Here is a 23,603-nt window from a genome sequence, read left to right on the forward strand (position 1 = left end):
CCGGTGGTGAGTTCCGCACCGGTTACCGCCAACCGCATGATCATGGGGAGTGCCAGGTCTGTGAACGTCGTCAGTCGCATGAGCAGACGTTAGCCAGTCTGAATACTGTATGCAATAGCACCATCGCCTCGGGCGCGACCCAGGACGCGGTCGGATGTGCGGTCGCGCCCACGATCCGGATCCGCGGGCATCGTTCCGGCCCAGCCGGTGCTCGCCTGGGTGCCTGCTCGTGGCGAGCGCCTCGGCGCTCCCGTGGCGCCCATCCCGGGAACCAGACGTGTGAAGTGGCTGGAGCAGAACGTGGCCGCTGCCGACATCGGGGTGACGGCCGACGAGGTCGCCGCGCTCGACGAGCCGGCCGCGCAGGCGGTGGGGGCGGGTGGGCGTTGCTGAGCGATGCGAGTGCCGTGGTTCTCCGGCATGGCACGACGATCCCGGCATCGGCCGGCCGAGGGAGCGGCATCGCGATCACGTAGTACGGTCGCGCACGACGGCTGACGCTGGAAGAGGGACCCCATGAGCCGGAACGCAGGCGAAGCCTCGCGGATCGAGGACGCGGTGCTCACTCGTGCCGCGCAAGCGGGTGAGGTCACTGCCCTGGGTCTGCTGCTGGAACGGCACCGGGCAGGTATGCGCGCGGTGGCGCTGAGCATTCTGGGGCCGGGGCCCGACGTCGACGACGTGGTCCAGGATGCGGCCGTGACCGCGATCCGCCGTGTGGGCGACGTCCGTGACCCGGCGGCCGTGGGCGCATGGCTGCGGATGATCGTCCGCAACGCCAGCCGTTCCCTGTTGCGCAGCTCCGTTCCCTTCCAGCCGATCGACGATCTGCATGTGCCCTCCATGGACGCCGGTCCGGAGCGGTGGCTGGAGCAGCACACGATGCGGGACTGGATCTGGGAGGCCATGGAAGAGCTGTCCCCCGCACTGCGCCTGCCCCTGGTGCTGCGTCACTTCAGCACCGGCGTCACTTCCTACGAGCGGATAGCCGAGGCCTGCGGGGTCCCGGTCGGCACGGTCCGCAGCCGGCTCAACCAGGGACGGGCCAAGCTCGCGACAGCCCTCGCCGCCACGGCGGACGCCCCGCACGGCGACACCGCGCAGCGCATCCGCGCCAGCCGTGTCGAGGCATGCGAGACGCTGGCCGCCGCAGAGAGCGGACGCTTCGGCGCGCTGCTCACGGAGCGCTGGTCGCCCAAGATCGTCCTGCTCAGGGGGAACGACCCGGTGGGTGGCAGGAGCGTCCTCGTGCGCGGCATGGAAGGTGACATCGAGGCCGGTGTACGGCAGCGCCTGGTCCATACCGTGGCCGGCCGGTCCCTTGTCGTCTGGGAGATGGACCTCCTCAACCCCGCGGACAACCCCGACCACTGCCCGCCCTCGGTGGCCTGGTTGATGACCCTGGACGACGCCGGTCGTCCGCACCGGCTGCGTCTCTTGCACCCGAGGCCGGTGCAGGCCATTCGGTCACTCACCCCGATGTGATGGACGTCACCTGGTTCGGGTCGAACTTCGTCCTCTCTCCGGCGTCCTGCCGGTGTCATCGACACCTGCCGGATACGGAGACCCCATGACCACCTCTGCGACCGATCCTCTGGCCGCCGGAACGCACACCGTCGAGATCGACGGAATCGTGCAGCGCTATCACGTCCACGGCACGGGACCGGTATGCGTCGCGCATTCCGGCGGACCGGGCATCGTCTGGGAGTACCTGCGCATGCCCGCGCTGGAGCGGCACCTGACGATCGTGTACCCGGAGCCGATCGGCAGCGGCGCCTCCGGCCGCCTGACCTCCCACCCCCACGGCTACACCCGGCCCCGCTACAGCCGGTTCCTCGGGGCGCTGATCGAGCACCTCGGCGTCCCCGAGGTGCACCTTCTGGGCCACTCGCACGGCGGCTTCGTCGCCCAGTACCACGCCCTGCGCCACCCCGAGTGCGTCGCCGGGGTGATCCTCTACGACAGCGCGCCGCTGACCGGTCCCGAACACGCCGCCGAGGCCATGCGCCTGGTGCAGTTGTTCGCGGCGCGGCACGCCGACCGTCCCGAACTTCCCGAGGTCCTGAGGGCTTTCCAGGCCATCCCCACCATCTCCGACGACGCACGGATGACGGCCGTCGTCAGGGGGCTGATCCCGTCGTACTTCGCCGACTACTGGGGCCGGGAGGAGGAGTTCGCACCCTTGCGTGCCTCCGTGCGGGCCACCCACATCTCCGGGCTGGACGAGAACCTCTCCCCGCACGTCATCGACGACCGTGAGGACCTCGGCTCGCTCACCGTGCCGACCCTCGTCGTCGTCGGCCGCCACGACGTCATCTGCGGGGTGCGATGGGCCGAGGAACTGCACCGGCTGATCCCCGGATCGGAACTGCTGATCCTGGAGAACAGCGGGCACTTCGGTCACCTCGAGGAGCCGGAGGCCTTCTCGCAGGCGGTGACGCGTTTCGTGACGGCCGCGGCGCAAAGCACGGCGTGACCTTGCCGCCGACCGCAGTGCTCCCGAAGTGGCCGGCATCTGCTGTCCGTTCGTTCTCGTGGACAGCGCCGGCCCTCCGCATGCAACCACAGGTGCAGCAGCGGATGCTCGTCCTCCGCGTAGTGGTGCCAGGCCGTAGTCACCCGAAGCACTTGCCTGCCGACCAGGTCGGCGACGAACGGCTCCTCGTCGTCGGTCATCTGCCGCTGCTCGCACGGCGTTCAGTACCCGGGACAGCCGACTTCGCGCGCATCGACTCCGCAGGACAGCCCTGGGCTGCCTGCTCAAGCTGCGGCCTGCTCGAGCCGCTGAACCTTCGGAGCTGAGATCCAGGACACGTTGACGATCAGCTCACCCACTTTCATAATACACTTATGCATAACAGGGTTATGGATTCCGGTGGCTCCGGCGAAGAACTCGTCGTCGCCTTTGAGCAGCTGGTCCGGTATGTGCGTCAGGTCAGCACGGCCGGGGGGCTGAGCACGGCGGCCTCGTCCGTGTTGGGCCGCCTCGGCCGCGAGGGACCCCAGCGGCTGACTGAGCTGGCACGCGCAGAGGGCGTCTCCCAGCCCGGAATGACACAGCTGGTCACGCGTATGGAACGCGACGGGCTGGTGCGCCGCATCGCGAGCACCGACGATCGGCGAGGCGTGCTGGTCGAAGCGACCGACGCCGGAGCCGACCTGGTCGGACGGCGGCGTGCCGAGCGTGCCGAGGCTCTGCGCAAGCTGATGGACCGGCTTGAACCGCAGGAGCAGTCCGCGGTGGTCATCGCCCTCCCCGCGCTCGCCCGATTGATCCAGGCCGAGGCGTCCAAGTGACCGTCGGCATCGATGAGAGCAACCTTCCAGGAGAAAATAGGCAATGAGCGCAACGCATGGGACAACGGCGAGCCTGTTCAAGCAGCCACGTGCTGTGTGGGCCGTGGCGTTCGCCTGCGTCATCTCGTTCATGGGTATCGGCCTGGTCGACCCGATCCTGCCCTCGCTCGCGAGCAGCCTGCATGCCACACCGAGTCAGGTGTCGCTGCTGTTCACCAGCTACCTGGTCGTGACCGCGGTCGCGATGCTCGTGGTGGGGTGGGTCTCCAGCCGGATCGGCGCCAAGCGCACGCTGGTCATCGGCCTGGCGCTGATCGTCGTGTTCTCCGCCCTCGCCGGCGCCTCCGGCTCGATAGGCGGCATCGTGGGCTTCCGCGCCGGCTGGGGCCTGGGCAACGCCCTGTTCATCGCCACCAGCCTGGCGGTCATCGTCGCCTCGGCCAGCGGCGGCTTCGGCGGAGCGATCATCCTGTACGAAGCCGCACTCGGTCTCGGCATCGCCGTCGGTCCACTGCTCGGCGGTGAACTGGGCACCATCAGCTGGCGCGGGCCGTTCTTCGGCGTCGCCGCGCTCATGGCCGTCGCCCTGATCGCCACGATCGCGTTCGTCCCCGCACTGCCCAAGCCCGAGCGCCGCACATCTCTGACCGCCCCGCTCAAGGCATTGCGGCACCGCGGCCTGCTCACCATGGGCATCATGGCGCTGCTGTACAACTGGGGATTCTTCACCATGCTCGGCTACGCGCCGTACCCCATGGAGCTCGACGCCCGGCAGCTCGGCCTGGTCTTCACCGCCTGGGGCCTGCTGGTCGCCGCCTTCAGCGTGTTCTTCGCGCCCCGCCTGCAGGCACGATTCGGCACCGCCCCGGTGCTCTACGGCAACCTGATCGGGCTCGGTATCGTCATGACGGTCATCGCCGTCGGCGTCAACAGCCCCGTCGCCGTGATCGTCGCGGTCATCGTCAGCGGCGCCTTCATCGGCATCAACAACACCCTCACCACCCAGGCCGTCATGCTCGTCTCCCCGGTCGAGCGATCAGTCGCCTCCTCGACCTACGGCTTCGTCCGGTTCATCGGAGGCGGCCTGGCCCCGCTCGTCGCCGGCAAGCTCGCCGACGCCACCGACCTCAGCGTCCCGTTCTACCTCGGCGGCGCCGCCTTCATCCTCGCGGTCCTCGTCCTCGCCTCGGGCCACAAGCTGGTCAGCGCTGCGGAGAAGAACGAGGCCCACGGCGAGACGGTGCGCCCGACCCTCGAGCGCGTCGGGGCCACCCCGGCGCCTGGGTACCGCCCGCTCATCGTGGCAGTCGGCGCCACCAAGGACGCCGCCCTGATCGTCGACGCGGCCGCCGCCATCGCCCGCGACACCGGCAGCCCGCTGGAGGTCGTCCACGTCCGTGAGACCGCCGTGATCGAGGAACAGGCCATCGACACCGAGGACGCCGACCACGCACGCGCCGCGGTGCTCGCCCACCTCAACCACCTCGCCGCACACGGCATCACAACCAGCGGACAGGTACTCACCAGTATCGGTGACCACGCCACAGCCGGCAGGGTCCTCGCTCAGTACGCCGCCGACGTCGAAGCACGCACCATCGTGGTCGGCCGATCCCCGCGCGGACCGGTGGCACAGTTCACCGACGGCAGCTTCACCGCCGCACTGACCCACACCGCGGCCTGCAACGTCGTACTGGTCGAACCCGGTCGGACTCCACAACGGTTGACGGCGGCGTCACTCGAGGAGTTGCGTACCAAGAGCGGGTAGCGGAGACGGGCACGGCGCCGGCAGGAAGGAGACGAAGTGAGTGCGACGAACGAGATCGCTCACACGCTGGGGAATGCCGCCCTCGACGCCGACCTGATCGGCGCACGGGACAAGTTGACGCGTCCTACGCCTTCGAAAACCAGCGTGGCCAGTTTCGGTTCGGCCCGCCGCAAAGCTGAGACAGGCCATCAGGCGCAAGCTCATCGGACACCTGGCAGACCCTGCCGTCACCACACTCAACGCCAAGCCGACACCCCGATCTCATTCCGAAACGATCAGTACGTCGTGCTGTCTTCCGGCGCAGGTGGCAGCTGCTGGGACAGGCGGGTCAGAGCGTCGCGCAATCCGGCACGCGAGGTGACGTGCAACTTTCGGAAAACGTTTCGCAGATGGGCGGCCACGGTTCGGGGAGACAGGAAGAGCTGCGCGGCTATCTGCTTGTTGGTCAGCCCCGTGGCGGCAAGCTGCGTCACTTGCCGTTCCTGCGGGGTCAGATGTGAGCGCGGGTCTGCGCCGGGTACGACGGTCCTGATGGGGATCCCGCTCGCCCGCAGCTCGTTCGCCGCTCGCGCACTCCAAGGCGCGGCTCCCAGGCGCTCGAACGTGCTGAGCGCGGCGCCCAGGTGTTCGCGGGCCTCGACGCCTGCTTTGGCTCTGCGCAGTCTTTCGCCGTAGGCCAGGCAGATTCGGGCCCAGTCGAACGGCCATCGCTCGGCACCGGGCGTGGCGATGGCCGCTTCGAACAGATCATGGTCGATGAAGCCCGGAGTGGCCATGGCCTCGGCGGCATCGGTCAGCATGGCCAGCCGCGGCGAGATCGACGGAATGTCGGTCTTTCTGACCGCCGCGGCGTGCGCGGCTGCTTCGGAGTGGCGGCCGGAGTGAGCGGCGGCTTCGGTGAAATCCAGAAGGAGCCACAGAGCATGCGGCATGTGCGGTGGCAGTCGCCCGGGCGTGCCCACTCCTCTCGGAAGGCGGTAGGCGGCGTCGAAGTCCGCGCCACCGAGCGCCGACAGGGCCCGGATGTGGGAGGCGTAGACGCGGAGCGTGCCCAGCCCTCGGGGGTTCCCTCAGGAGATGAGGCGGTCCGCGACTCTTCGCGCGGTGGTGTCGTCTCCTTGTGCGGCGGCCAGCAGCCCTTGAAGGAACTGGCCTGAGCATGCCAGCACGCGGTAACTGTATGTCGCGCACCACCGGAGACCCTCGTCAGTGGCCTCCTGGAGGTCGTTCCACTGTCCACTGGTGTAGGCGTCGTTCCCCAGGAGGAAGAGCGCCTCGATCGCCGACGTGATGGCGCCGCCGTTTCGACCGTCGTCGACGACGCGCCGCAACGCGCCGCGGCAGCCCGGCAGGCGGTCGACATAGGCGGCAGAGACGGCGGTCCGAATGATGCGTGTGGGGTCGGTCTCCTGGTGGAGACCGGAGATGAGCTCGTCGAGACCGTCCAGCACGGACAGTGCCGCGTGGGCCGGATCGCCGAAGGCGCCCCGGATCACCGGCAGCAGGGGATCCGAGGAGAGCAGCGGACGTCGCGTCACGGCCCTGTCGAAGGAGTGCCACAGGTCCGGCCTTCCGCCGAAGAAACACACCAGGGCCAGGGTGTGCAGTGCTTCGCGGAGGATGCTGTCGTCCGCCCCGTCGGGCAGGTCGTGGTCGTCGATGGCCGCGTACGTTGCGGAGATCACCGGTGATGCCGGCGCCCAGGCAGGCCGCCTCGGCCAGCCTTCGTCCCTTGGCCGCCCCCGTGCTGCTCAGCTCCGAGGCGCGCAGCAGGGTGGTGATGGCGCCGACGGCGTCGCCGCGGCGCAGGGTGCTGTAGGCCACCGCGTGCAGAAGGGCGGCCACCTGGTCGTCGGGACCCACGGTGGCGTTGGCGAGGTGCCGGGCCCGGTGTTCGGATCCTTCCGGGAATTCCTCGGCGAGCGCCAGGTGTCCCCGACGGCGCTCGGCGCTGGTCGACAGATCGATGACCGCGGACCGGGTGAGAGGGTGCCGGAAGACCAGACGGCCCGTGGGGGTGTCGACCTGTACGAGTCCGGCCCTTTCGGCAGAACACAGCCCGGACAGGCCGTCGGGGCCGCCCATTGCCTGCCGAAGGATGTGCAGATCGCCCGAGCCGTCCAGGACGGCGAGCAGGAGCAGTTTCCGCGTGGCGTCCGGGAGCGCGCCGACCCGGGCGGAAAAGATCCTCTTGAGCCGCTCGGTCAACGGCAGCACGGCCGGGAGCGTTCCTCGCTCCCTGTGCTGTGCGTCATCGAGCGGGACGGGCAGCTCAAGCAGCGCCAGGGGGTTTCCCGAGGCCTCCGTGACAACGCGCCGGCGGACCCTGGCCGCCATGGCAGGGAACCGCTCGGTCACCAACGCGTGCGCCGATTCGTCGTCCAGGGGCTGAACCTCGTAGGTAGGTATTCCGGTGCTGCTCAGGAACGACTCGTCGCCGGTCCGGGATGCGGCCAGCAGGGCGATGGAACCGGTGCGTATTGACAGACCGTGGGTCTTTAGCGGACTCACCTGCCAATACGGTGTCTGTGGGCATGGCTACCCCACGCCTGCCCCATAGCGAGTACCCGCAGAGCGGGCCTGCCGCGTCCCCGGCCCGTCGTTTTCGGGAGGCCGGGACCGCTGCGCTGTCATCCGACCTCGGTGTGCACCCCTGGGATGTCCAGGGCGGTGATGCTCGTACCGTCAGGGGCGCAGCAATCGGAGAGGGTCACCACTTTGAGGGTGTCGAACTGCGTGAAGGCGTGATGGTCGGGGGACACGATGCAGTTGTACAGATGCAGGTGGGTCAACGACGGCGGGGCGCTCTTCAGTGCCGTAAGCCAAGCGTTCACGTCGTAGTTGTAGAGATACAGTGTGTCGAAGCTGGTCATCCCCGCGAGCTCCTCGAAACCTAGCGCCGCGCGCATGTCAGTCCCGATCAGGTGCAAGTTCCGCAGGCCAGCGAGGGTGGTCAGCGGGCTCAGGTCGGACCTCGCCATGACCCCGCTTAGGTTGAGGAACTGCAGCTTGGGAAGCAGGCTCAGGATGTCCAGGTCCAGGTCCGCCGAGGAGGGAAGTGCCAGCCAGCTCAATTCCCGGAGCTCTGCGAGAACCGATGCTCTTCTCAGCGGTCCGTTGCCAAACATCGAGAGTCGTTCCAAACCGAGATGGTTCCGGAGGGCAGACAGGTCAGCTCCTTCCACCAGCCTGTTCACCCATAGGTGTTGCAGGGGTGGGAGCTCGGCAAGAAACCCGAGTCCCCGCATGGGATGGCTTATGCGTACGCGTTCTAGCGAACGCAACCGGCTCGCCGCGTGCAACTGGCCGGAGTGAGTGAGCAGCACCTCGCGTCCCGCCAGCCGCAGTCGTGACAGAACATCGTCGGCGTAGACGTCTGCGTCGAAGTAGTTCCATGCTCCGATAAGTTCTCTGACGACGTCCTCACGCTTGTCCGACACGTATCCGACCAGCAGTTCCAGAGACTCCTCACCCCCGATCAGCGCTACCGTGCGTACTGTCTGTGCCGCGGCTTTCTCGGTGAGCTGTCCCAATGACCGCGGCAACCAACGCAGAAGACTGGGCCCCACCGCCGCCAGCGCGGGCGGATCTGTTTTCCGGCTGGCCGGAAGCAGCTTGGTCACGGCCTCGTCCAGGCGGTCCGCGAGGCTGTCCGACATGGATGGCAGCGTCTCCTGGCAGGCTGCCGCCAGCAGTCGCAGTGTGCGGGCGTGCCGGGGTTCCTCCTGGGCGCGATCGAGGATGCCACCGAGCAGTTCTTCCCGTTGGCGGGTGTTGGCATGACCCGCCGCCATGATGATCGTCTCTCGCCACAGATCCAGATGCGCTCGGCCGACCAGGTTGCCGATGCGGTCCTCCTCCGCGGCCTCTTTGGCTGCGAGGTACTCCTGGAAGGTTCGGTGTACGAAGTCCATGCGCCCCTCGGCGGGGGACCGGAGGATCCCGGAGCGGTGTCGTAGCTGCTCCAGGACTTCGTCGCCGTCCAGAACGTCCAGGTGGCGCATCGCCTTCAGCCTTGCTGCGACGTACTCGGCCGCCCTCTCCAGGTCGACCTCGCTGCGATTGTTGTCGGACAAGCGCCACGCAAGGTCTCTCAGTATGACGAGTTTGTCGCCAAAGTTGAGCTTGCTGTCCGCCGCACTCGGCACATTCCGGTCCGCGTCCCGATCGTGGACCAGCGTGTGTAGTGCGTTGCGATACAGCTCCATTCGATCTCGGGGCAGTTGACGGCCCCTGTTCAGGTGCATCGCGCACAGCATGGCCGCCAGCAACGGTGTGCCCGCCAGCGATTGGAGGTGCGCGCGGTCCTTTAGACTGGTGAGCAGGGACTGCTCGTAGTGCGGAAGTTCACCTACAGCGCAGGGCAGTTCGCTGTCCAGTTGCCGTACAGCCTGGTGCCACTGCCGTACGAATGCCGCCATGTCCGGTGGCGTCATCCGGTCCAGGTGGAAGGCTGTGAAGTCCTCACGGCGCAGCCAGTCCGCGCTGGCCGCCGCGGGGCGCGAGGTGACGACCGCCCGTACATCGTCGTACTGCCCGAGCAGCTTGCGCAGCCAGTCCCGTACCGCTCGGCGTTCGTGGTCGAGCAGCTCGTCCACGCCATCGATAAGGAGCAGTGCCTCACCGCTGTTGAGCTGCCGCTCCACCCACCCTCTAGGCATGATCCCGGTAATTGGTCCGGCGATTCCGTCGAGCATTGCCTCCGGGTTGGGCAGCGTGCGACCGCTGTAGTCACGCAGCTTGATCAAGATGGGGGTGAGTCCGTTCCAGTCGGCCAGTTCACCCTTGAAAGCTCCGCGCGCTGCCATGATGGCCAGCCATCGCAGCAAAGTCGTTTTCCCTGAACCGGCTTCGCCCCGCAGCAGTACCCGGGACGCATCGCTCAACGCGGCCTCGACCCGCATGCCGGAGCTCTCGACTCCCGCTTCCTCCCAGTTGCTCATGTCGGGCCTGATACGTGGCAGAGAGGGGGTAGTGCGTTGGCTCTTCCCGTCGTCCCCGGTGGCCCGCAAGCTGACGTACGCGACCGACAGCCGTACGCGGGGTGCGGTCGCCTGGTCGGACGTGCTGCGGAATAGCTCGACTTCGTCGAGGTCCTTGCTGACCAGCTCCAGGTACGTACGGCGGAAGGCAGTGTCGTGGTCCGTGCCGTCTGGCGCAAACAGTGAACGGTCCGGCAGGCGTTCCAGGATTCGCGTCACCTCGGTGCCCAACGTGGCCGTCCGTGTCAGCAACTCCCCCGCTGCCCGCTCCTCGAAGACGGGCAGGCTGCGCACGATTCGGACGTAGTACTCGACACACTCGGCGAAGAGCACCTCGTACAGGCGGCTCTCCGCCTCGTTCAGACCGACAGGCGCGCTCACGGAACTGGTCATGTGGCGGATGAGCTCGGCTGGTTTAGCATTCGCGGCGAGGAGGGCCTCGTCTGAGAGGTCCGCCCGTGTGAACGTGTCGGACACGGCGTCGATAACGGCCTGGCGACCGCCCTCCTCCAAGCGCTGGAACGCGTGCTTCAAGAACGGCTCCAGCCGGTCGAACACCGCGTTGGTGATCTGCTCGAACTGCTGCCTGACCTCGCGCTGCAGCCGCATGCCAGGCACCCGTACCCGGACTAGTTCCTCCATCGGCAGCAAACGCCCCTGCTCCCGCTGCTTGCCTCCCAGCCACAACCGTCCCGCCGCGCTCGCCACGGTCGTGCCCAGCCGTAACGCCGCCGTCTCCGCAATCATTGAGCCCCTCCCTCGCGCGAACTCAGGCATTGTGGCAGCAGACAACGACAAAAGGGGTCCCCTCCGACCGAATGCCAGCTGGCCAGCTCACGCGACCGGATGGGACGACCGTGGATGTTGACGCTCGGCTTTACAGACCGCGCGGCCGGTTGGCCCTGACCGGCGCTCATCACCGCGCGAGCGCCCTGCGCCCCACGTCTGCCCACAGAGACATTTGGTGAGTGGCTGTGCAGGCGACGCCGACCGCCGAGGAGAAGCCCGTACGCCGGACCGTCTGGGTGAGCCTCAAGACGCGGCCTCTGCACCAAGTCGCGCCCCACCACTGCCACATACCTCGTACCGAACCGGTACGTTGGCCCTCTACCTGAGCAGGGCGGCACCTCGGAGGCGTGACTGGTGGCAGGTCGGATCCGGAGAAGTTACCGGCGGATAAATGAAGATCGAGCGATTCTGTCCGCTCTAATCGCGGCCCTCGGTTCCACCTTAGTAGCCGGCTCACTCCCCGAACTACTCAAGCTGGTCCCCGGTGGAAGCAAGACACTTGCCGCATTAATGGTTATTGGATTCGTCATCTTGACGGTCAGTTGGATCAGTCTCAATGGCCGCATGGGAGTGGGAGTGGCAGTCTTCCTCCAACCCACACCTACATCAGGATGGTCCGACGCGCGACTGCTCGAACACTCATCGGCAGCAAGAAGCCGCCATATCAACTACTTCTACGTGAACGTTGATGAACTGCAGCCCGGCCTGACCGCTGACGCCAGAGCTAGTCTTACTCAGCGTGTCATCGAAGCGAGACTGAAAGAAGAGGAAGCAAAGAACTCAAGTCACATCGCATTCTACTTGGCCTGCAGCCTCGCCAACGCATTCAGACTAGGTCAGCAGGTCTTCAATAGCACACAGGGGGCACAGCTCCGGATCTTTGAGTTCAAGGAGATTTCGGTGCATCAAGTGTCCAGCTCAGGGCACAATACACCGCTCCCCCCGCTCGTGCTTGAAGGGACTCCCGGCGGCCCGCAAACGACCCAAGGAAGCTACCAACTAGCCTCAATAATCCGTCGCGACCCCCCGATTCACCTCTCACCGACCAGCAATCAACTGGCGAACAGACACGCGCTAATTCTCAACATCGCAAATCAGCCAAACATGGTGCGCGAGGCCACAGAAGCGGCTCAAGGAACACAGGGAAGTCAGGGCAGGTACGTGGTCGGCGCCAACGACGTGTGCCGTACGGCGTTGGTCTACCAGTGCTCGACCCCAAGATTCCCAGACGATAGATCCGCCTACAATGAATTACTCAAAGTAATTGTGCAGGATTGGGATCTCTACCTGTCCACACAGGCGAGCACCTACGGGTCAATCTCCGAGGGGCGCCTCTTCATCTCTGCACCAAGTTCATTGGCCTTCTCTCTGGGAGCCCTCTTGCCCACATCTACGTCAGTAATCGAATACATCTGACCCACCGCCGAGGGAGGACTCTTTGCCGTTCGCAATCATCGATGGCGACGATGTTGGGAGTAAAGTAGAGAGACACTTGCTATCCAATGACGTCTCCGCGTTCGCCGAAGCTTCCAAAATGGTCGCAGACACGATCAAGGAACTGGCCGAAGAACTAACAAAAATAGATGGAGTCAAGGTAATCACCGTAGGGGGTGACAGCATCTTGACCGAGCTTCAAAGTGATGCCGCGGGTCAACTGATCGACACATTGACTAGCCTCCAGAGGCCGAACCGTCTCACGTTTTCGGCTGGGCTTGGCGCGACGCTGCGGGAAAGTTTCGTGGCGCTAAGAATGGCCAAGTCGTCGGGAAAATGCAAAATCGCAATTTTCCCCGATGAGCTGGGTTAGCCATGGCACCCAATAATTGGCGACTTGGTCCTGCTCCTCGTCGCCTACACGACCTATGCGTGCCGAGAGAAGAGCCCTGATGCCTACCCGGTGGACCCTAACCCTCGAAACCCGACATCCCACTGCCCAAAAATTGGCTACCCCCGTCCAACTCCACGGCCTCGCCGCAACCCTTCTGGAAAGCGCCGATACGGACCATTGGGCCAAAAATAAGCCATACAGCATTGCACCGCTACTGACCACCAACCACCCAGCCACGGCTACCCTCCGCCTGGGCTGGCTCCAGGACACTCCCCGCCCGGACCTCACTTTGCTCACCGGTAGCCGTATCCGCCTGGGCCCGCGATTCTCCACCATCACGCAAGCGACGGAACAATTCATACCCTACGAACTGCTCCGCGACGTTACTCAGGCACACCGTGTCGTCATCGACTTCCTGTCCGCGACGTACTTTTCCCGGCGCAGTCGCTGGTATCCCCTCCCAGATCCCGTCCTCCTCTACGGCGGTCTTCTACGCCGCTGGAACCACTTCGCACCAGTGTTCGCCGGCTTCGACCCTGAAGTAGGAGAATGCCTTCTCGATTCAGTGAGCCTTTCCCACCACGACATCGCCACAACCGTCACTCAGATCGGCACGGCCACCCGCATCGGATTCACTGGTCGCGCCATTTTCACGCTCGCAAGACCTCACCTTGATGAAGCCGCCAAGGCGTTCGTCGCCTTGTCGCTGTTTGCCCACATGGCGGGTGTTGGCGCACAGACCACGCACGGCTTAGGCACGGTGAAGGTCACAATCAACGATACTGAGAAATGACACCCTCCCCGCTTTTGCGCACGCTCATCCCATGGTTCTCGACCTGTACCCTCCCGGAGGGGAGCACCTCTTCGGCCCGACACTCGTGACTGGACAGAACCCCCATACCTAAAGGAACAGGCCGGAAGCGTAATCCCTGGAGCCTCTCCAATTCGATCTCACCAGCAAAACAGCGGGGGGAGTATACCCCTAGAGGTGAATACCCGATTCCGCTTGACGGACAGCTTCACAGACTGCGCGGCCCATAGCGCCTGAGCTGGAAATTTCGCCTGACGCCGCCGCGCCGTCCCACGTCGGCCCCACGCGTTTGGGCAACCGACCGGGTGTGGTGTCGTCCGCGTCCAGAAACCTAGGGCACTGAATCCCGTGGACCGTCGCATGGCGGCTGTGATCCACTCCGCTCATGAGCTTGTCGGTGGATGTCTTCGTCATTGGTGCGGACGGTAAGAGGCAGGTGTTGGACGTTCCAGCGGGATGCTCCGACCTGGCTGGGTTCGAGAGTTGGCGTACCGCTGTGTGGGGCTCGGAGGTAGTCCGTTCGCTCGGAGCCCGGTTCCTTCCAGTCCTGGCCGACGCCGACCTGCAGGTCGAGGCCGGCCAGGTGCCGGCATTCCTGCGCGAGTGCGTCCTGCTCCGCGAAAACGTCGAGAGGATCGTCGGCTGTACGAAGCCCGTACGGACGGTCGAGGAACACAGACACACAATCTCTGCGCGGTTGGCAAACATCGAGGATGCCGCCAGGCGTGCGCAGGCAATGGGCGGCGGCGTCCTCGTCTGGTAACGAGCCTCGAGGTACGCAAAACGGCTTACACCGCCGATCATCGCGAGTATCGGACGACGTCAAACGCCATGTAACGGCTCTGGAACGAACACCGTCCGAGATCACAACTGAGACCCGGCTCACCGGACCTCCGGACGGCGTGAGACCTGTCCCTTCCGGGTCAGTTCGCGCGCTGATCTGCGCGAGCAGCCGGGGTAGGGCCTCGGCGGCTCGGCCGCTCTCACCGTGATTCCCCGCCCTAACAGGTGCGCTTGTGGTGCGTAGTTCCCAGAAGGCAGCTCACTGCTCACCCCTGCTAGTGACCGCGATCAGACCAGCTCAACCACCCGAAGCGAAACAGCGAGGCTAGGCAACGGAGCTGACGGGGGCGTGAGCTGTGAGTTGCTGTGAGCTCGAGCTCGAGGCGGACTCGAGCTAGCAAAATGCTGGCAATGCGACTAGTCTTGTTGCATGGCCACTCTCTATGTACGGGACTTGTCCGAGCAAGCGCTCACCGAGCTGAAGATAAGGGCCGCTCGTAACCGGCAGTCCCTGCAGGCGTACGCACGGACCCTGCTGGAGCAGGAAGCGGCCACCCCGGCGCTTGAGGACGTGATCGCACGCATCCGCGCCCGGGTGACCGCTCGTCTCTCCACCGAGGACGTGCTGCGGGACATCGACGAGGGAAGGCGCCACGAGTGATCGTCATGGACGCGGGCGCGCTGGTGATGCTGCTCGCAGACGCCGGGCCCGTGGGGGAGACGGTACGCGACCGAGTGGTGGGCGAGCGGTTGCTCGCCCCGTACCTCGTCGATGTCGAGGTGGCCACCGCGCTGCTCGGCCGGCATCGCGGCGGCAAGCTTACCGATACGGAACTGGACGAAGCGTTGTCCGCGTTCGCGGGACTGCCGATCCGACGGCAGGAGCACCTGCCCTTTCTGCCACGAGTACGTGAACTCCGCACTAATCTGACCGCCTACGACGCCACATACGTTGCTCTGGCGGAAGGCTTCGGAGTCCCACTCGTGACCAGCGACGGACGGATCAAGGACGGAGTCCGGGCCGCGCGGGCGAAGTGCGTGGTCGAGGTCTTCAACGAGAAAACCGTCTGAGTCAAGCGCCCGAGCCCGGAGAGCGGGCCCGGGGTGCACGGAACACACCGCAGGACCCATCCACAGTTCCTCCGGACTCGGACGTCCCGAAGACCGGCGTAGGGGCGGGCTGTGGCGTCTTCTTGTGGGGGGCCGGGATTCTGGCCTTCGCGCTGTTCCTGTACTTCCGCGGCCAGGGATTCGATCCGGATGCGGCACCAACGTGCGGCGGCAAGGTGATGACCCCTGGCGACATCTGCATCGGCTCCCCGGGCGGCGACTACCAGGAGATGCAGGCCGAGAGGCTCGACAACCACGCCGGTGTGACTCCCGGGCCCTCAGCTTCCGCTCTGCGTCAGGCAGACGGGGACGGGGACGCCGAGGCGCCGGGCTGGACGCCGGCGCCCGTGCCGTCGTTCGTGGCCTCCGGGTCGACGCCCATGGTGATCGTGCCGATGACACCCCGTTCGATGTGCCCCTTGCCGTACTTCAACTTGAGCAGACCGCCCGTGACCGCGCCCTGGTCGTAGATGGTGTCCTGATCGAGCGTTGTGCGCTCGGTGGTGCTGGTGCTGTACGGGGCGACCTCGGCGGAGGCCAGGACGGACTTCTCGTCGAAGAAGAACTGGCCGGTGTGGCAGGTGTGCCCGCTCTCGTAGCCGGAGTCGGTGAGCTTGCTGCCGACGTGCATCTTGGTGTGGATGTGGACGGCGCGGCCCCGGTACCAGCCCGGGAAGATCGTACGGAACTCGACGAAACCGTTGCGGTCGGTGAGCTGGGTGCCGCGCAGATAGCGCGTGTCGTCGGTCGGCTCCTCGTGCACGCCGCCACCTCCTCCGCCCGGGCCGCCGGACGGGGGCGCGCCGGTGGGGGTGCCGGTGGGAGGGGTTCCGGTGGGAACGGCGAGGCTGGGGTGCCCTGTTTGCGATCACAACCGGGACACCGGTCGCGGGCACGGCCCTGCTGTCAGCTGTGGGTGGCATGGCAGTGACTGTGGGCGACCTCGGGCGGGCACGGGGCCGCTGTTGCGTGGGCGTCGGTACGCCACTCGATCAGTGCGATGCCCAACGCCGCGACAACGGCGGCGATGCCGACGCCGACGGACGCTGCCACGGCCCGCCGGTAGTCATCCCCGCTGGAGGTCAGTACCAGGTAGTACGTGCCGGGCAGTGCGGCCGTCCCCACTGCCCCGCCCAGCCGCTGTCCGGTCTGCAGCGCGCCGCCTGCGGCGCCCGCCATCCGCACAGGAACGTTCCGCAGCGTCATCGTCACATTCGGGGAGATGACGAATCCACTGCCGATACCGCCCACGAGGAGGGCGGGGGCAGCTGCCCAGACGGCGACTGATGACGGGGCGAACCCAAGCAGCAGGGCCGCTGCGGCGAGCCCGACAACGACGCCGACCAGGCCGAGCACGGTCAGCAGCCTGCCCATCCGCTCCACAAGCCGTCCGGCTACGACGGCGGCCCCCGCGGAGCCCACCGCGAACGGCGTCACGGCCAGTCCGGACTGCAGCGGCGAATAGCCCAGGCCGTTTTGGAAGAACAGTGCGAACACGATCCACACACCGCTGAAGCCCATGAAGTAGAGCGTCGCCAGGCCGGCACCGGTGGCGTAGCCGCGGGTTTCGGAAATCAACCTTGGATGCAGCAGCGGTTCGCCACCGTGGGCTGCGACCCGGCGCTCCCACCACCCGAAGCCGACCAGCAGCAGCGCCCCTACGGGGAAGAGCCACCACAGACGGCGCACGCCGCCGGAGTCGGCCAGGACCAACGGCAGCATGACCGCCAGGACACCGCAGCCGAGCAGGGCAACGCCCGCCAGATCCAGGTGTCCCTTCTTGCCCGGGGCGACGCGGGGCAGCAGCCGCCGGCCGAGCACGAGTGCGACGGCACCGATGGGAACATTGACGAAGAAGATCCAGCGCCAGCCCTGGGGTCCGGTGGCCAAGGCGAGGATGAGGCCTCCGGTGATCGGACCGACCGCACTGGAGATACCGACGACGGCGCCGAACAAGCCGAAGGCACGAGCACGCTCGGCTCCGGAGAACATCTGCTGGATCAGCGCGGAATTCTGAGGAGCAAGGCAGCCGGCAGTGATTCCTTGCGCCATGCGGGCGATGACGAGCAGGGTGATCGTCGGGGCCGCCCCCGCGGCGACGCTGCACAAGACGAAGGCCGCGAGCGCTCCGAGGAAGATCCGGCGTCGGCCGACAGCGTCGCCAAGACGTCCGGCCAGCACGAGCGCAAGTGCGAACGTCAGCGCATAACCGGACACCACCCATTGCACGGAGGCCGGGGAGGCGCCCAGTTCCCTCTGCATCGAGGGCAGCGCGACCGCGACAATCGTCACGTCGAGCAGGATCATGAAGCCCGCCACCAGGGTGACCCACAAGGCATGCCACCGGCTCGGATCTGGCCGGCCTGCTGACGTCACCGTGCCTTGTTGTCGCCTGCTCCGTTCCACGGGGGCTCCTTTGGACGGAGTCACGGCCCAGTGTCCGTGCACACGGATGGCCCGACACCGCGTGAACAAGTACTTCGTAGCTCCGGGGTGCGTCACATTGCTTCGAGTTGTCATTTTATGTGACATAAGTGCAGCTGTCGGGGCAGAGCCAGGCCCTCCAACGTCGTACCGCTGGCCTCGACGTGGGACCACCGGTCATCCAGGGGGCGCTTCGGACGTTCCTGCGGATGGTCGCAGCGCCCGTGGCTTCGAGTTGGTCCGCGGGCATGGCCACGGCCGACCGACCTGCTGGAGTACCGCAGACGCAAGCACCCAAGCTGGACATCTCCGAGCATCAGCCGCACCATCCATCCGGCTTCCGCGGCGAGGCAGGCTCACCGGCCCGCTCGCGGCCGTGCGTTCGTGAATCAAGAGGCTGCTGTGATCCAAGCGGGCACGGCGGCTGCCGACGCAGAGCCGACAGGAAGTCCGCCTTCGCGCCGCCCCTGGGTTCGCGAGGAAGGCGACACCGCGCCGCGCCTCCGCCGAGCGCAACGGCATGCACGAGACTGTGCTCCGTCACCGCCCCCGCCGCTGACCGCTCTGTGTCGGCAGGCACTGACCCGGGAAGGATGTACAGCATGATCATCTTCGGTACCAAGGGATACCTGTACCAGCTCGCGATACTGACGCTGGTCTGCGGTCACTGCGGCAATCCCTCCGCCCACACGCTCAGGAAGCGCGTCACGAAGTTCACCTTGTTCTTCGTGCCGCTGTTCGCGTTCTCGACGAAGTACGCCACGCAGTGCACCTTTTGCGGCGCGGAGCAGAACGTGACCACGGAGCAGGCGGAGCAGCTGCAGGCGCAGAGCGTGAGCGGGCACGGCGGTCACGTACACGGGCAGTCGCAGCAGCAGCCGTACCAGTCCTGAGCAGGGACGGGGAGCCGCCCCGCGATCCACCGGCGGCGGCACGGCTCGTACAGGTCCGCAATGAGCGGACCGCCCCCGTGCTGCAGCAGTTCGACGTCGAGAGTGCCCGTCCGCCGGAGGTGGTGAGGGCGGTGAGGGCGGTGAGGGCGAGAGGGCGAGAGCATGGCCGGCATTGAGGTCGATCGGGCTGTCGGCTGACGGACCGGGAGTTCAAGGATGTGCTGAGGACCGTCTGCCTGTGCATGATCCTCTCCGCGTTGGCCCTGCTCTGCCGTTCGCCACCGTGGCGCTGACGGCTACGGTCTTGAGGCCCAGGTCTCGCGACGTGCGAGTGGGGCCTTCCGGCAGATCGTGCAGCCGGAGCCGCCCTTGCCGCGATCACGACCGTGTCGTCAGTGGTCGAATCGCCCCTCGGCACGCGCCATAGGGAATGTTCCAGCGGGCTGTGACTCAACGTCACAGCCCGCTTTCGCATGCGCCCCACCCCCGGGGCGTGCTCCGTGAAGAGAAAAAGTCCCCCCGTCCCCTGGACATCCATGGCGTCTGCCGCAACCATAAAGGCGAACTCCATACGGTATGCAATCTGCAGTATGGAGTCTGACCGGGCTTGACGGCTGCCACTGTGCACCACGTGCGGAGCTGATCAACGTCTCGGTCGACCCGGACGGGTGGGCCCCCGGGTTCCAGAACCTGATCGTGCAGACGTGAGGAGCGCCGGCCATGAGCAAGGCTCTTGAGGGCATCCGTGTCCTCGACATGACGCATGTCCAGTCGGGCCCCTCCGCGACGCAGCTGCTGGCGTGGCTGGGCGCGGACGTGGTGAAGCTGGAGGCGCCGGGCGGTGACATCACGCGCAAGCAGTTGCGGGATGTGCCGGACGTCGACTCGCTCTACTTCACGATGCTCAACTGCAACAAGCGGAGCATCACTTTGAACACCAAGACCGAGCGCGGCAAGGAACTGCTGACCGAGTTGATCCGGCGCTCGGATGTGCTGGTGGAGAACTTCGGGCCGGGTGCGGTGGACCGGATGGGGTTCACCTGGGAGCGCATCCAGGAGATCAATCCGCGGATCGTCTACGCCTCGATCAAGGGGTTCGGCGAGGGCCCGTACACCAACTTCAAGGCGTACGAGGTGGTGGCCCAGGCGATGGGCGGGTCCATGTCCACGACCGGATTCGAGGACGGTCCGCCGATGGCGACAGGGGCGCAGATCGGTGACTCGGGCACCGGTGTGCACGCGGTGGCGGGCATCCTCGCCGCGCTGTACCAGCGGGTGAACACCGGGCGCGGGCAGCGGGTCAACGTGGCCATGCAGCACGCGGTGCTCAATCTGTGCCGGGTGAAGCTGCGCGATCAGCAGCGGCTCGCGCACGGCACGCTGGCCGAGTACCCGAACGAGGACTTCGGCGACGAGGTGCCGCGTTCGGGCAACGCTTCGGGCGGCGGTCAGCCGGGCTGGGCGGTCAAGTGCGCGCCGGGCGGGGCGAACGACTACGTGTACGTGATCGTGCAGCCGGTGGGCTGGGAGCCGGTCGCGAAGCTGATCGGCCGGCCCGAGCTGGCGAGCGATCCGGAGTGGGCCACCCCCGAGGCGCGGCTGCCGAAGCTGGGCAAGATGTTCCAGCTGATCGAGGAGTGGACCAGCACCCTGCCCAAGTGGCAGGTGCTGGAGAGACTCAACGCCCACAACATCCCCTGCGGCCCGATCCTGTCCACCAAGGAGATCATCGAGGACGAGAGCCTCAAGGCGAACGAGATGGTCGTCCAGGTCGACCACCCCGAACGCGGCAGCTTCACCACTGTCGGCTCGCCGCTGAAACTCTCCGACTCTCCTGTCGACATCACCACCTCACCCCTCCTCGGCGAGCACAACGAAGAGGTCTACGTGGGCGAACTGGGGCTCAACGACGAGGAACTGCCGCTCCTCAAGACGCAGGGAGTGATCTGACCACGGACCGTGGTCCTTTCCCCGCAGCGGGCCATGCGCTGACCCGCGCCGAGCCGGCGCCGCGACTCTGACGTCCGCGCCCCGCTCCGGCGCCCCATGGCGCACGCCCGCACACCCGAGATCGTGTGCGTGGACGACGGACCGGCTCCGTCGTGCACGCCACGGGTGCGTGGCCGGACGGTGATTCGAGGCGCCCCCTGGCACCGTCCGGCCTCGCCTTCCTCCTGCCCCAAGGACAGCCGGTATTCGACAGCGCTTCTCACGCTGCGGGGCGGGAGCGTTCCCGCTCTGCAGTGTCCTCGAGGCGCCGGAAGTTCCGTCGCTCGCCACGGCATCGAAGCCGTCGTGTGCACGAGAGAACTGCAGAAAGGCACAGGCACGACCATGAGCACCATCGACGACCCGACAGACGATCGTCTGGAGGTCACCCCGCCCAAGACCTGGGCGACCGGACTGCCTGCGGTGACGCACGCGATCCAGTACTCCCTGGGCCAGACCTCGGTCCGGCGGACCGCACTGACCCTGCTGAACATCAATCAGACCAAGGGCTTCGACTGCCCTGGCTGCGCCTGGCCGGAACCCGCACCGGGGCAGCGGCACATGAACGAGTACTGCGAGAACGGCGCGAAGCACATCGCCGACGAGGCGACCTCGCGCCGGGTGAGCGCCGACTTCTTCCGTGAGCACTCGATCCAGGAGTTGGCCCAGAAGTCCGACTACTGGCTCAATCAGCAGGGTCGGCTCACCGAACCCATGGTCAAGCGGCCCGGCTCGGACCACTACGAACCGATCGGCTGGGACGACGCGATCGACCTGCTCGCCCAGGAGCTCCGCCGGCTGGAGTCCCCGGACGAAGCCCTCTTCTACACCTCGGGCCGGCTGGCCAACGAAGCCGCGTTCCTCCTCCAGTTGTTCGCCCGCGCCTACGGCACCAACAACCTGCCCGACTGCAGCAACATGTGCCACGAGTCCAGCGGCGTCGCCCTGCAGGAGACACTCGGCATCGGCAAGGGCAGCGTCGGCCTGGACGACATCCACCACGCGGACCTGGTCTTCGTCGTGGGTCAGAACCCCGGCACCAACCACCCGCGGATGCTCTCGGCCCTGGAGGAAACCAAACGCAACGGCGGCCATGTCGTCGCCGTGAACCCGCTGCCCGAGGCCGGGCTGATCCGGTTCAAGCATCCGCAGAAGCCGCGCGGCCTGGTCGGCCGTGGCACCCCCATCGCCGATCAGTTCCTCCAGATCCGCCCCGGTGGCGACCTCGCGCTCTTCCAGGCGTTGAACATGCTGCTGCTGGAGGCCGAGGACGCCTCGCCCGGGACCGTGCTGGACCACGGTTTCATCGAGACGTCCACGACGGGGTTCGCCGAATTCGCCGAGCACGCCAGAAAGGTCGTCTGGGAGGACGTCCTCACCGCCACCGGGCTGACCCGCGAGGAGATCGAGGAGGTCCACGAGCGGGTGGTGCGGAGCAAGAGCGTCATCGTCTGCTGGGCGATGGGCCTGACCCAGCACAAACACGGCGTCCCCACCATCCGTGAGGTCGTCAACTTCCTCCTGCTGCGGGGCAACATCGGGAGACCACGAGCGGGCGTCTGTCCCGTGCGCGGCCACAGCAACGTTCAGGGCGACCGAACCATGGGAATCTGGGAGCGGATGCCGCAGAACTTCCTGGACGCGCTGGGGCGCGAGTTCGCCTTCACCCCGCCGGCACGGCACGGCCGGGACTCGGTGGACTCCATCAGGGCCATGCGCGACGGGCGGGCGACGTTCTTCCTCGGCGTCGCCGGCAACTTCGTGCGGGCCGCCCCCGACAGCGAGGCCACCGAGCAGGCGATGCGGCGGTGCAGACTGACCGCTCACATCTCGACCAAGCTGAACCGCTCCCACACGGTCTGCGGTGAGACGGCGCTGATCCTGCCCACATTGGGCCGAAGCGACAAGGACATCCAGGCCGGCGGCGAGCAGTTCGTCACCGTCGAGGACTCGATGAGCGAAGTTCACGCGTCCCGCGGCCGTCTCGAGCCGGCCTCCGGCACGCTGCTCAGCGAGGTGGCGATCATCTGCCGACTGGCCCGCCGGACCCTCGGCAGCACCGCACCGCCCATTCCCTGGGAGGAGTTCGAGGCGGACTACGGCACGATCCGGGACCGGATCTCCAGGGTCGTGCCGGGTTTCGAGGACTTCAACGAGCGCGTGGCCGAGCCGGGCGGCTTCCGTCTGCCGAACCCGGTCAATCACGGAACGTTCCCCACCAGCAGTGGCAAGGCGGTCTTCACCTGCAACACCTTCGAGATGCTGCGCCCGCCCGAGGGGCATCTCGTGCTGCAGAGCCTGCGGTCCCACGACCAGTGGAACACCGTCCCTTACGCGATGAACGACCGGTACCGGGGCATCCACAACGCCCGCCGGGTCGTGCTCGTGAACCCGGTCGACCTCGATGCGCTCGGACTCGCCGACCGTGACCACGTCGATCTGGTCAGTGTGTGGCGGGACGGGGTGGAACGCCGCGCACGGGATTTCCGGCTGGTCGCCTATCCGACGGCACCGGGCTCCGCTGCCGCGTACTACCCGGAGACCAACGTCCTGGTGCCGCTGGACAGCGTGGCCGACCTCAGCAACACGCCTACCTCCAAAGGCATTGTGATCCGCCTGGAGCCCGCCGTCGTCCGCATCTGAGCACAGGACCCCCTCCGGTTCACCTGAATTCTCCCAGGACGCCCCGTCCTTCAGGGCGGGGAGGAATGGGTCCTTGGCGCGGAGCCGCGGAGCGGCGGAGTTCCCTCCGTGCCTGTGGTGACCTGCGCTTTCGGCTGTTGTCAGTGGTGGCGATTAGGTTGATGGGGTGAAGGTCGTGGTGCAGGTGAAGCTGTTGCCGTCGCCTGAGGTGGGGGCGGCTTTGGCTGTGACCCTGTCCGCGTGCAACCGGGCGGCTGACGCCGCATCGGTTTTGGCGTACGAGCGCGGC

Annotated in this window: 17 protein-coding genes and 1 pseudogene; 13 read left to right on the forward strand and 5 right to left on the reverse strand. The window is 66.6% G+C overall.

All coding sequences use genetic code 11. The features are described 5' to 3' along the window. Nucleotides 1-516 precede the first annotated feature (516 nt). From ACWCP0_RS36560 to ACWCP0_RS36575, 4 genes are all read left to right on the forward strand, one after another. A complete protein-coding gene (locus ACWCP0_RS36560) occupies nt 517-1,485 on the forward strand; it encodes an RNA polymerase sigma factor (RefSeq protein WP_451083059.1) in 969 nt (322 codons plus the stop codon). An 85-nt stretch (nt 1,486-1,570) separates the two neighbouring features. After that, nucleotides 1,571-2,476, forward strand: a complete 906-nt coding sequence (locus ACWCP0_RS36565; protein ID WP_451083060.1) for an alpha/beta fold hydrolase — start codon at nt 1,571-1,573, stop codon at nt 2,474-2,476. 374 nt (nt 2,477-2,850) lie between these two features. Beyond that, entirely contained in the window at nt 2,851-3,297 is a 447-nt protein-coding gene (locus tag ACWCP0_RS36570; protein WP_451083061.1) for a MarR family winged helix-turn-helix transcriptional regulator, read from the forward strand. 43 nt (nt 3,298-3,340) lie between these two features. Beyond that, a complete protein-coding gene (locus ACWCP0_RS36575; protein WP_451083062.1) occupies nt 3,341-5,062 on the forward strand; it encodes an MFS transporter in 1,722 nt (573 codons plus the stop codon). A 275-nt stretch (nt 5,063-5,337) separates the two neighbouring features. Here the strand turns inward: ACWCP0_RS36575 and ACWCP0_RS36580 are convergent, their stop codons facing one another. From ACWCP0_RS36580 to ACWCP0_RS36590, 3 genes are all read right to left on the reverse strand, one after another. Beyond that, a complete protein-coding gene (locus ACWCP0_RS36580) occupies nt 5,338-5,994 on the reverse strand; it encodes a helix-turn-helix transcriptional regulator (RefSeq protein ID WP_451083063.1) in 657 nt (218 codons plus the stop codon). A gap of 138 nt (nt 5,995-6,132) precedes the next feature. Then, nucleotides 6,133-6,747, reverse strand: a complete 615-nt coding sequence (locus ACWCP0_RS36585; protein WP_451083064.1) for a hypothetical protein — start codon at nt 6,745-6,747, stop codon at nt 6,133-6,135. Nucleotides 6,748-7,692: 945 nt separating this feature from the next. Next, a complete protein-coding gene (locus tag ACWCP0_RS36590; RefSeq protein WP_451083065.1) occupies nt 7,693-10,791 on the reverse strand; it encodes an NACHT domain-containing protein in 3,099 nt (1,032 codons plus the stop codon). 618 nt (nt 10,792-11,409) lie between these two features. Here ACWCP0_RS36590 and ACWCP0_RS36595 point away from each other — a divergent pair. From ACWCP0_RS36595 to ACWCP0_RS36620, 6 genes are all read left to right on the forward strand, one after another. Beyond that, a complete protein-coding gene (locus tag ACWCP0_RS36595) occupies nt 11,410-12,249 on the forward strand; it encodes a hypothetical protein (protein ID WP_451083066.1) in 840 nt (279 codons plus the stop codon). Between the two features lie 22 nt (nt 12,250-12,271). Continuing rightward, complete coding sequence (locus ACWCP0_RS36600) at nt 12,272-12,640, forward strand: mCpol domain-containing protein (RefSeq protein WP_451083067.1); 369 nt, start codon at nt 12,272-12,274, stop codon at nt 12,638-12,640. A 133-nt stretch (nt 12,641-12,773) separates the two neighbouring features. Then, nucleotides 12,774-13,454 (forward strand): CRISPR system precrRNA processing endoribonuclease RAMP protein Cas6, encoded by a 681-nt coding sequence (cas6, locus tag ACWCP0_RS36605; RefSeq protein WP_451083068.1) that lies wholly within the window; start codon nt 12,774-12,776, stop codon nt 13,452-13,454. A gap of 403 nt (nt 13,455-13,857) precedes the next feature. Beyond that, a complete protein-coding gene (locus ACWCP0_RS36610; RefSeq protein WP_451083069.1) occupies nt 13,858-14,235 on the forward strand; it encodes a hypothetical protein in 378 nt (125 codons plus the stop codon). Between the two features lie 450 nt (nt 14,236-14,685). Next, on the forward strand, nt 14,686-14,916 hold the full coding sequence (locus ACWCP0_RS36615; protein ID WP_451083070.1) for a FitA-like ribbon-helix-helix domain-containing protein: 231 nt from the start codon (nt 14,686-14,688) through the stop codon (nt 14,914-14,916). 5 nt (nt 14,917-14,921) lie between these two features. After that, on the forward strand, nt 14,922-15,326 hold the full coding sequence (locus ACWCP0_RS36620) for a type II toxin-antitoxin system VapC family toxin (RefSeq protein WP_451083076.1): 405 nt from the start codon (nt 14,922-14,924) through the stop codon (nt 15,324-15,326). Nucleotides 15,327-15,660: 334 nt separating this feature from the next. Here ACWCP0_RS36620 and ACWCP0_RS36625 read toward each other — a convergent pair. Both ACWCP0_RS36625 and ACWCP0_RS36630 read right to left on the reverse strand, forming a co-directional pair. Beyond that, nucleotides 15,661-16,203: pseudogene (locus ACWCP0_RS36625) on the reverse strand (dioxygenase); the annotation flags it as partial. A 68-nt stretch (nt 16,204-16,271) separates the two neighbouring features. After that, nucleotides 16,272-17,771 (reverse strand): MFS transporter, encoded by a 1,500-nt coding sequence (locus ACWCP0_RS36630; RefSeq protein ID WP_451083071.1) that lies wholly within the window; start codon nt 17,769-17,771, stop codon nt 16,272-16,274. A gap of 620 nt (nt 17,772-18,391) precedes the next feature. On the opposite strand from ACWCP0_RS36630, the gene ACWCP0_RS36635 reads away from it, so the two are divergent. The 3 genes from ACWCP0_RS36635 (at nt 18,392) to ACWCP0_RS36645 (ending at nt 23,314) form a co-directional block, all read left to right on the forward strand. Beyond that, on the forward strand, nt 18,392-18,682 hold the full coding sequence (locus tag ACWCP0_RS36635) for a zinc-ribbon domain-containing protein (RefSeq protein WP_451083072.1): 291 nt from the start codon (nt 18,392-18,394) through the stop codon (nt 18,680-18,682). Between the two features lie 720 nt (nt 18,683-19,402). Next, nucleotides 19,403-20,632: a formyl-CoA transferase gene (frc, locus tag ACWCP0_RS36640; protein ID WP_451083073.1), complete on the forward strand. Its 1,230-nt coding sequence runs from the start codon at nt 19,403-19,405 to the stop codon at nt 20,630-20,632. A 384-nt stretch (nt 20,633-21,016) separates the two neighbouring features. Further along, a complete protein-coding gene (locus ACWCP0_RS36645; protein ID WP_451083074.1) occupies nt 21,017-23,314 on the forward strand; it encodes an FdhF/YdeP family oxidoreductase in 2,298 nt (765 codons plus the stop codon). The last annotated feature ends 289 nt before the right edge of the window (nt 23,315-23,603 follow it).

The organism is Streptomyces sp. NPDC001970, from assembly GCF_053594115.1.

Coding starts and splice junctions, on each gene's coding strand:
- ACWCP0_RS36560 (WP_451083059.1), top strand. CDS start 517: ATGAGCCGGAACGCAGGCGAAGCCTCGCGGATCGAGGACGCGGTGCTC.
- ACWCP0_RS36565 (WP_451083060.1), top strand. CDS start 1,571: ATGACCACCTCTGCGACCGATCCTCTGGCCGCCGGAACGCACACCGTC.
- ACWCP0_RS36570 (WP_451083061.1), top strand. CDS start 2,851: ATGCATAACAGGGTTATGGATTCCGGTGGCTCCGGCGAAGAACTCGTC.
- ACWCP0_RS36575 (WP_451083062.1), top strand. CDS start 3,341: ATGAGCGCAACGCATGGGACAACGGCGAGCCTGTTCAAGCAGCCACGT.
- ACWCP0_RS36580 (WP_451083063.1), bottom strand. CDS start 5,994: ATGCCGCATGCTCTGTGGCTCCTTCTGGATTTCACCGAAGCCGCCGCT.
- ACWCP0_RS36590 (WP_451083065.1), bottom strand. CDS start 10,791: ATGATTGCGGAGACGGCGGCGTTACGGCTGGGCACGACCGTGGCGAGC.
- ACWCP0_RS36610 (WP_451083069.1), top strand. CDS start 13,858: ATGAGCTTGTCGGTGGATGTCTTCGTCATTGGTGCGGACGGTAAGAGG.
- ACWCP0_RS36615 (WP_451083070.1), top strand. CDS start 14,686: ATGGCCACTCTCTATGTACGGGACTTGTCCGAGCAAGCGCTCACCGAG.
- ACWCP0_RS36620 (WP_451083076.1), top strand. CDS start 14,922: ATGGACGCGGGCGCGCTGGTGATGCTGCTCGCAGACGCCGGGCCCGTG.
- ACWCP0_RS36635 (WP_451083072.1), top strand. CDS start 18,392: ATGATCATCTTCGGTACCAAGGGATACCTGTACCAGCTCGCGATACTG.
- frc (WP_451083073.1), top strand. CDS start 19,403: ATGAGCAAGGCTCTTGAGGGCATCCGTGTCCTCGACATGACGCATGTC.
- ACWCP0_RS36645 (WP_451083074.1), top strand. CDS start 21,017: ATGAGCACCATCGACGACCCGACAGACGATCGTCTGGAGGTCACCCCG.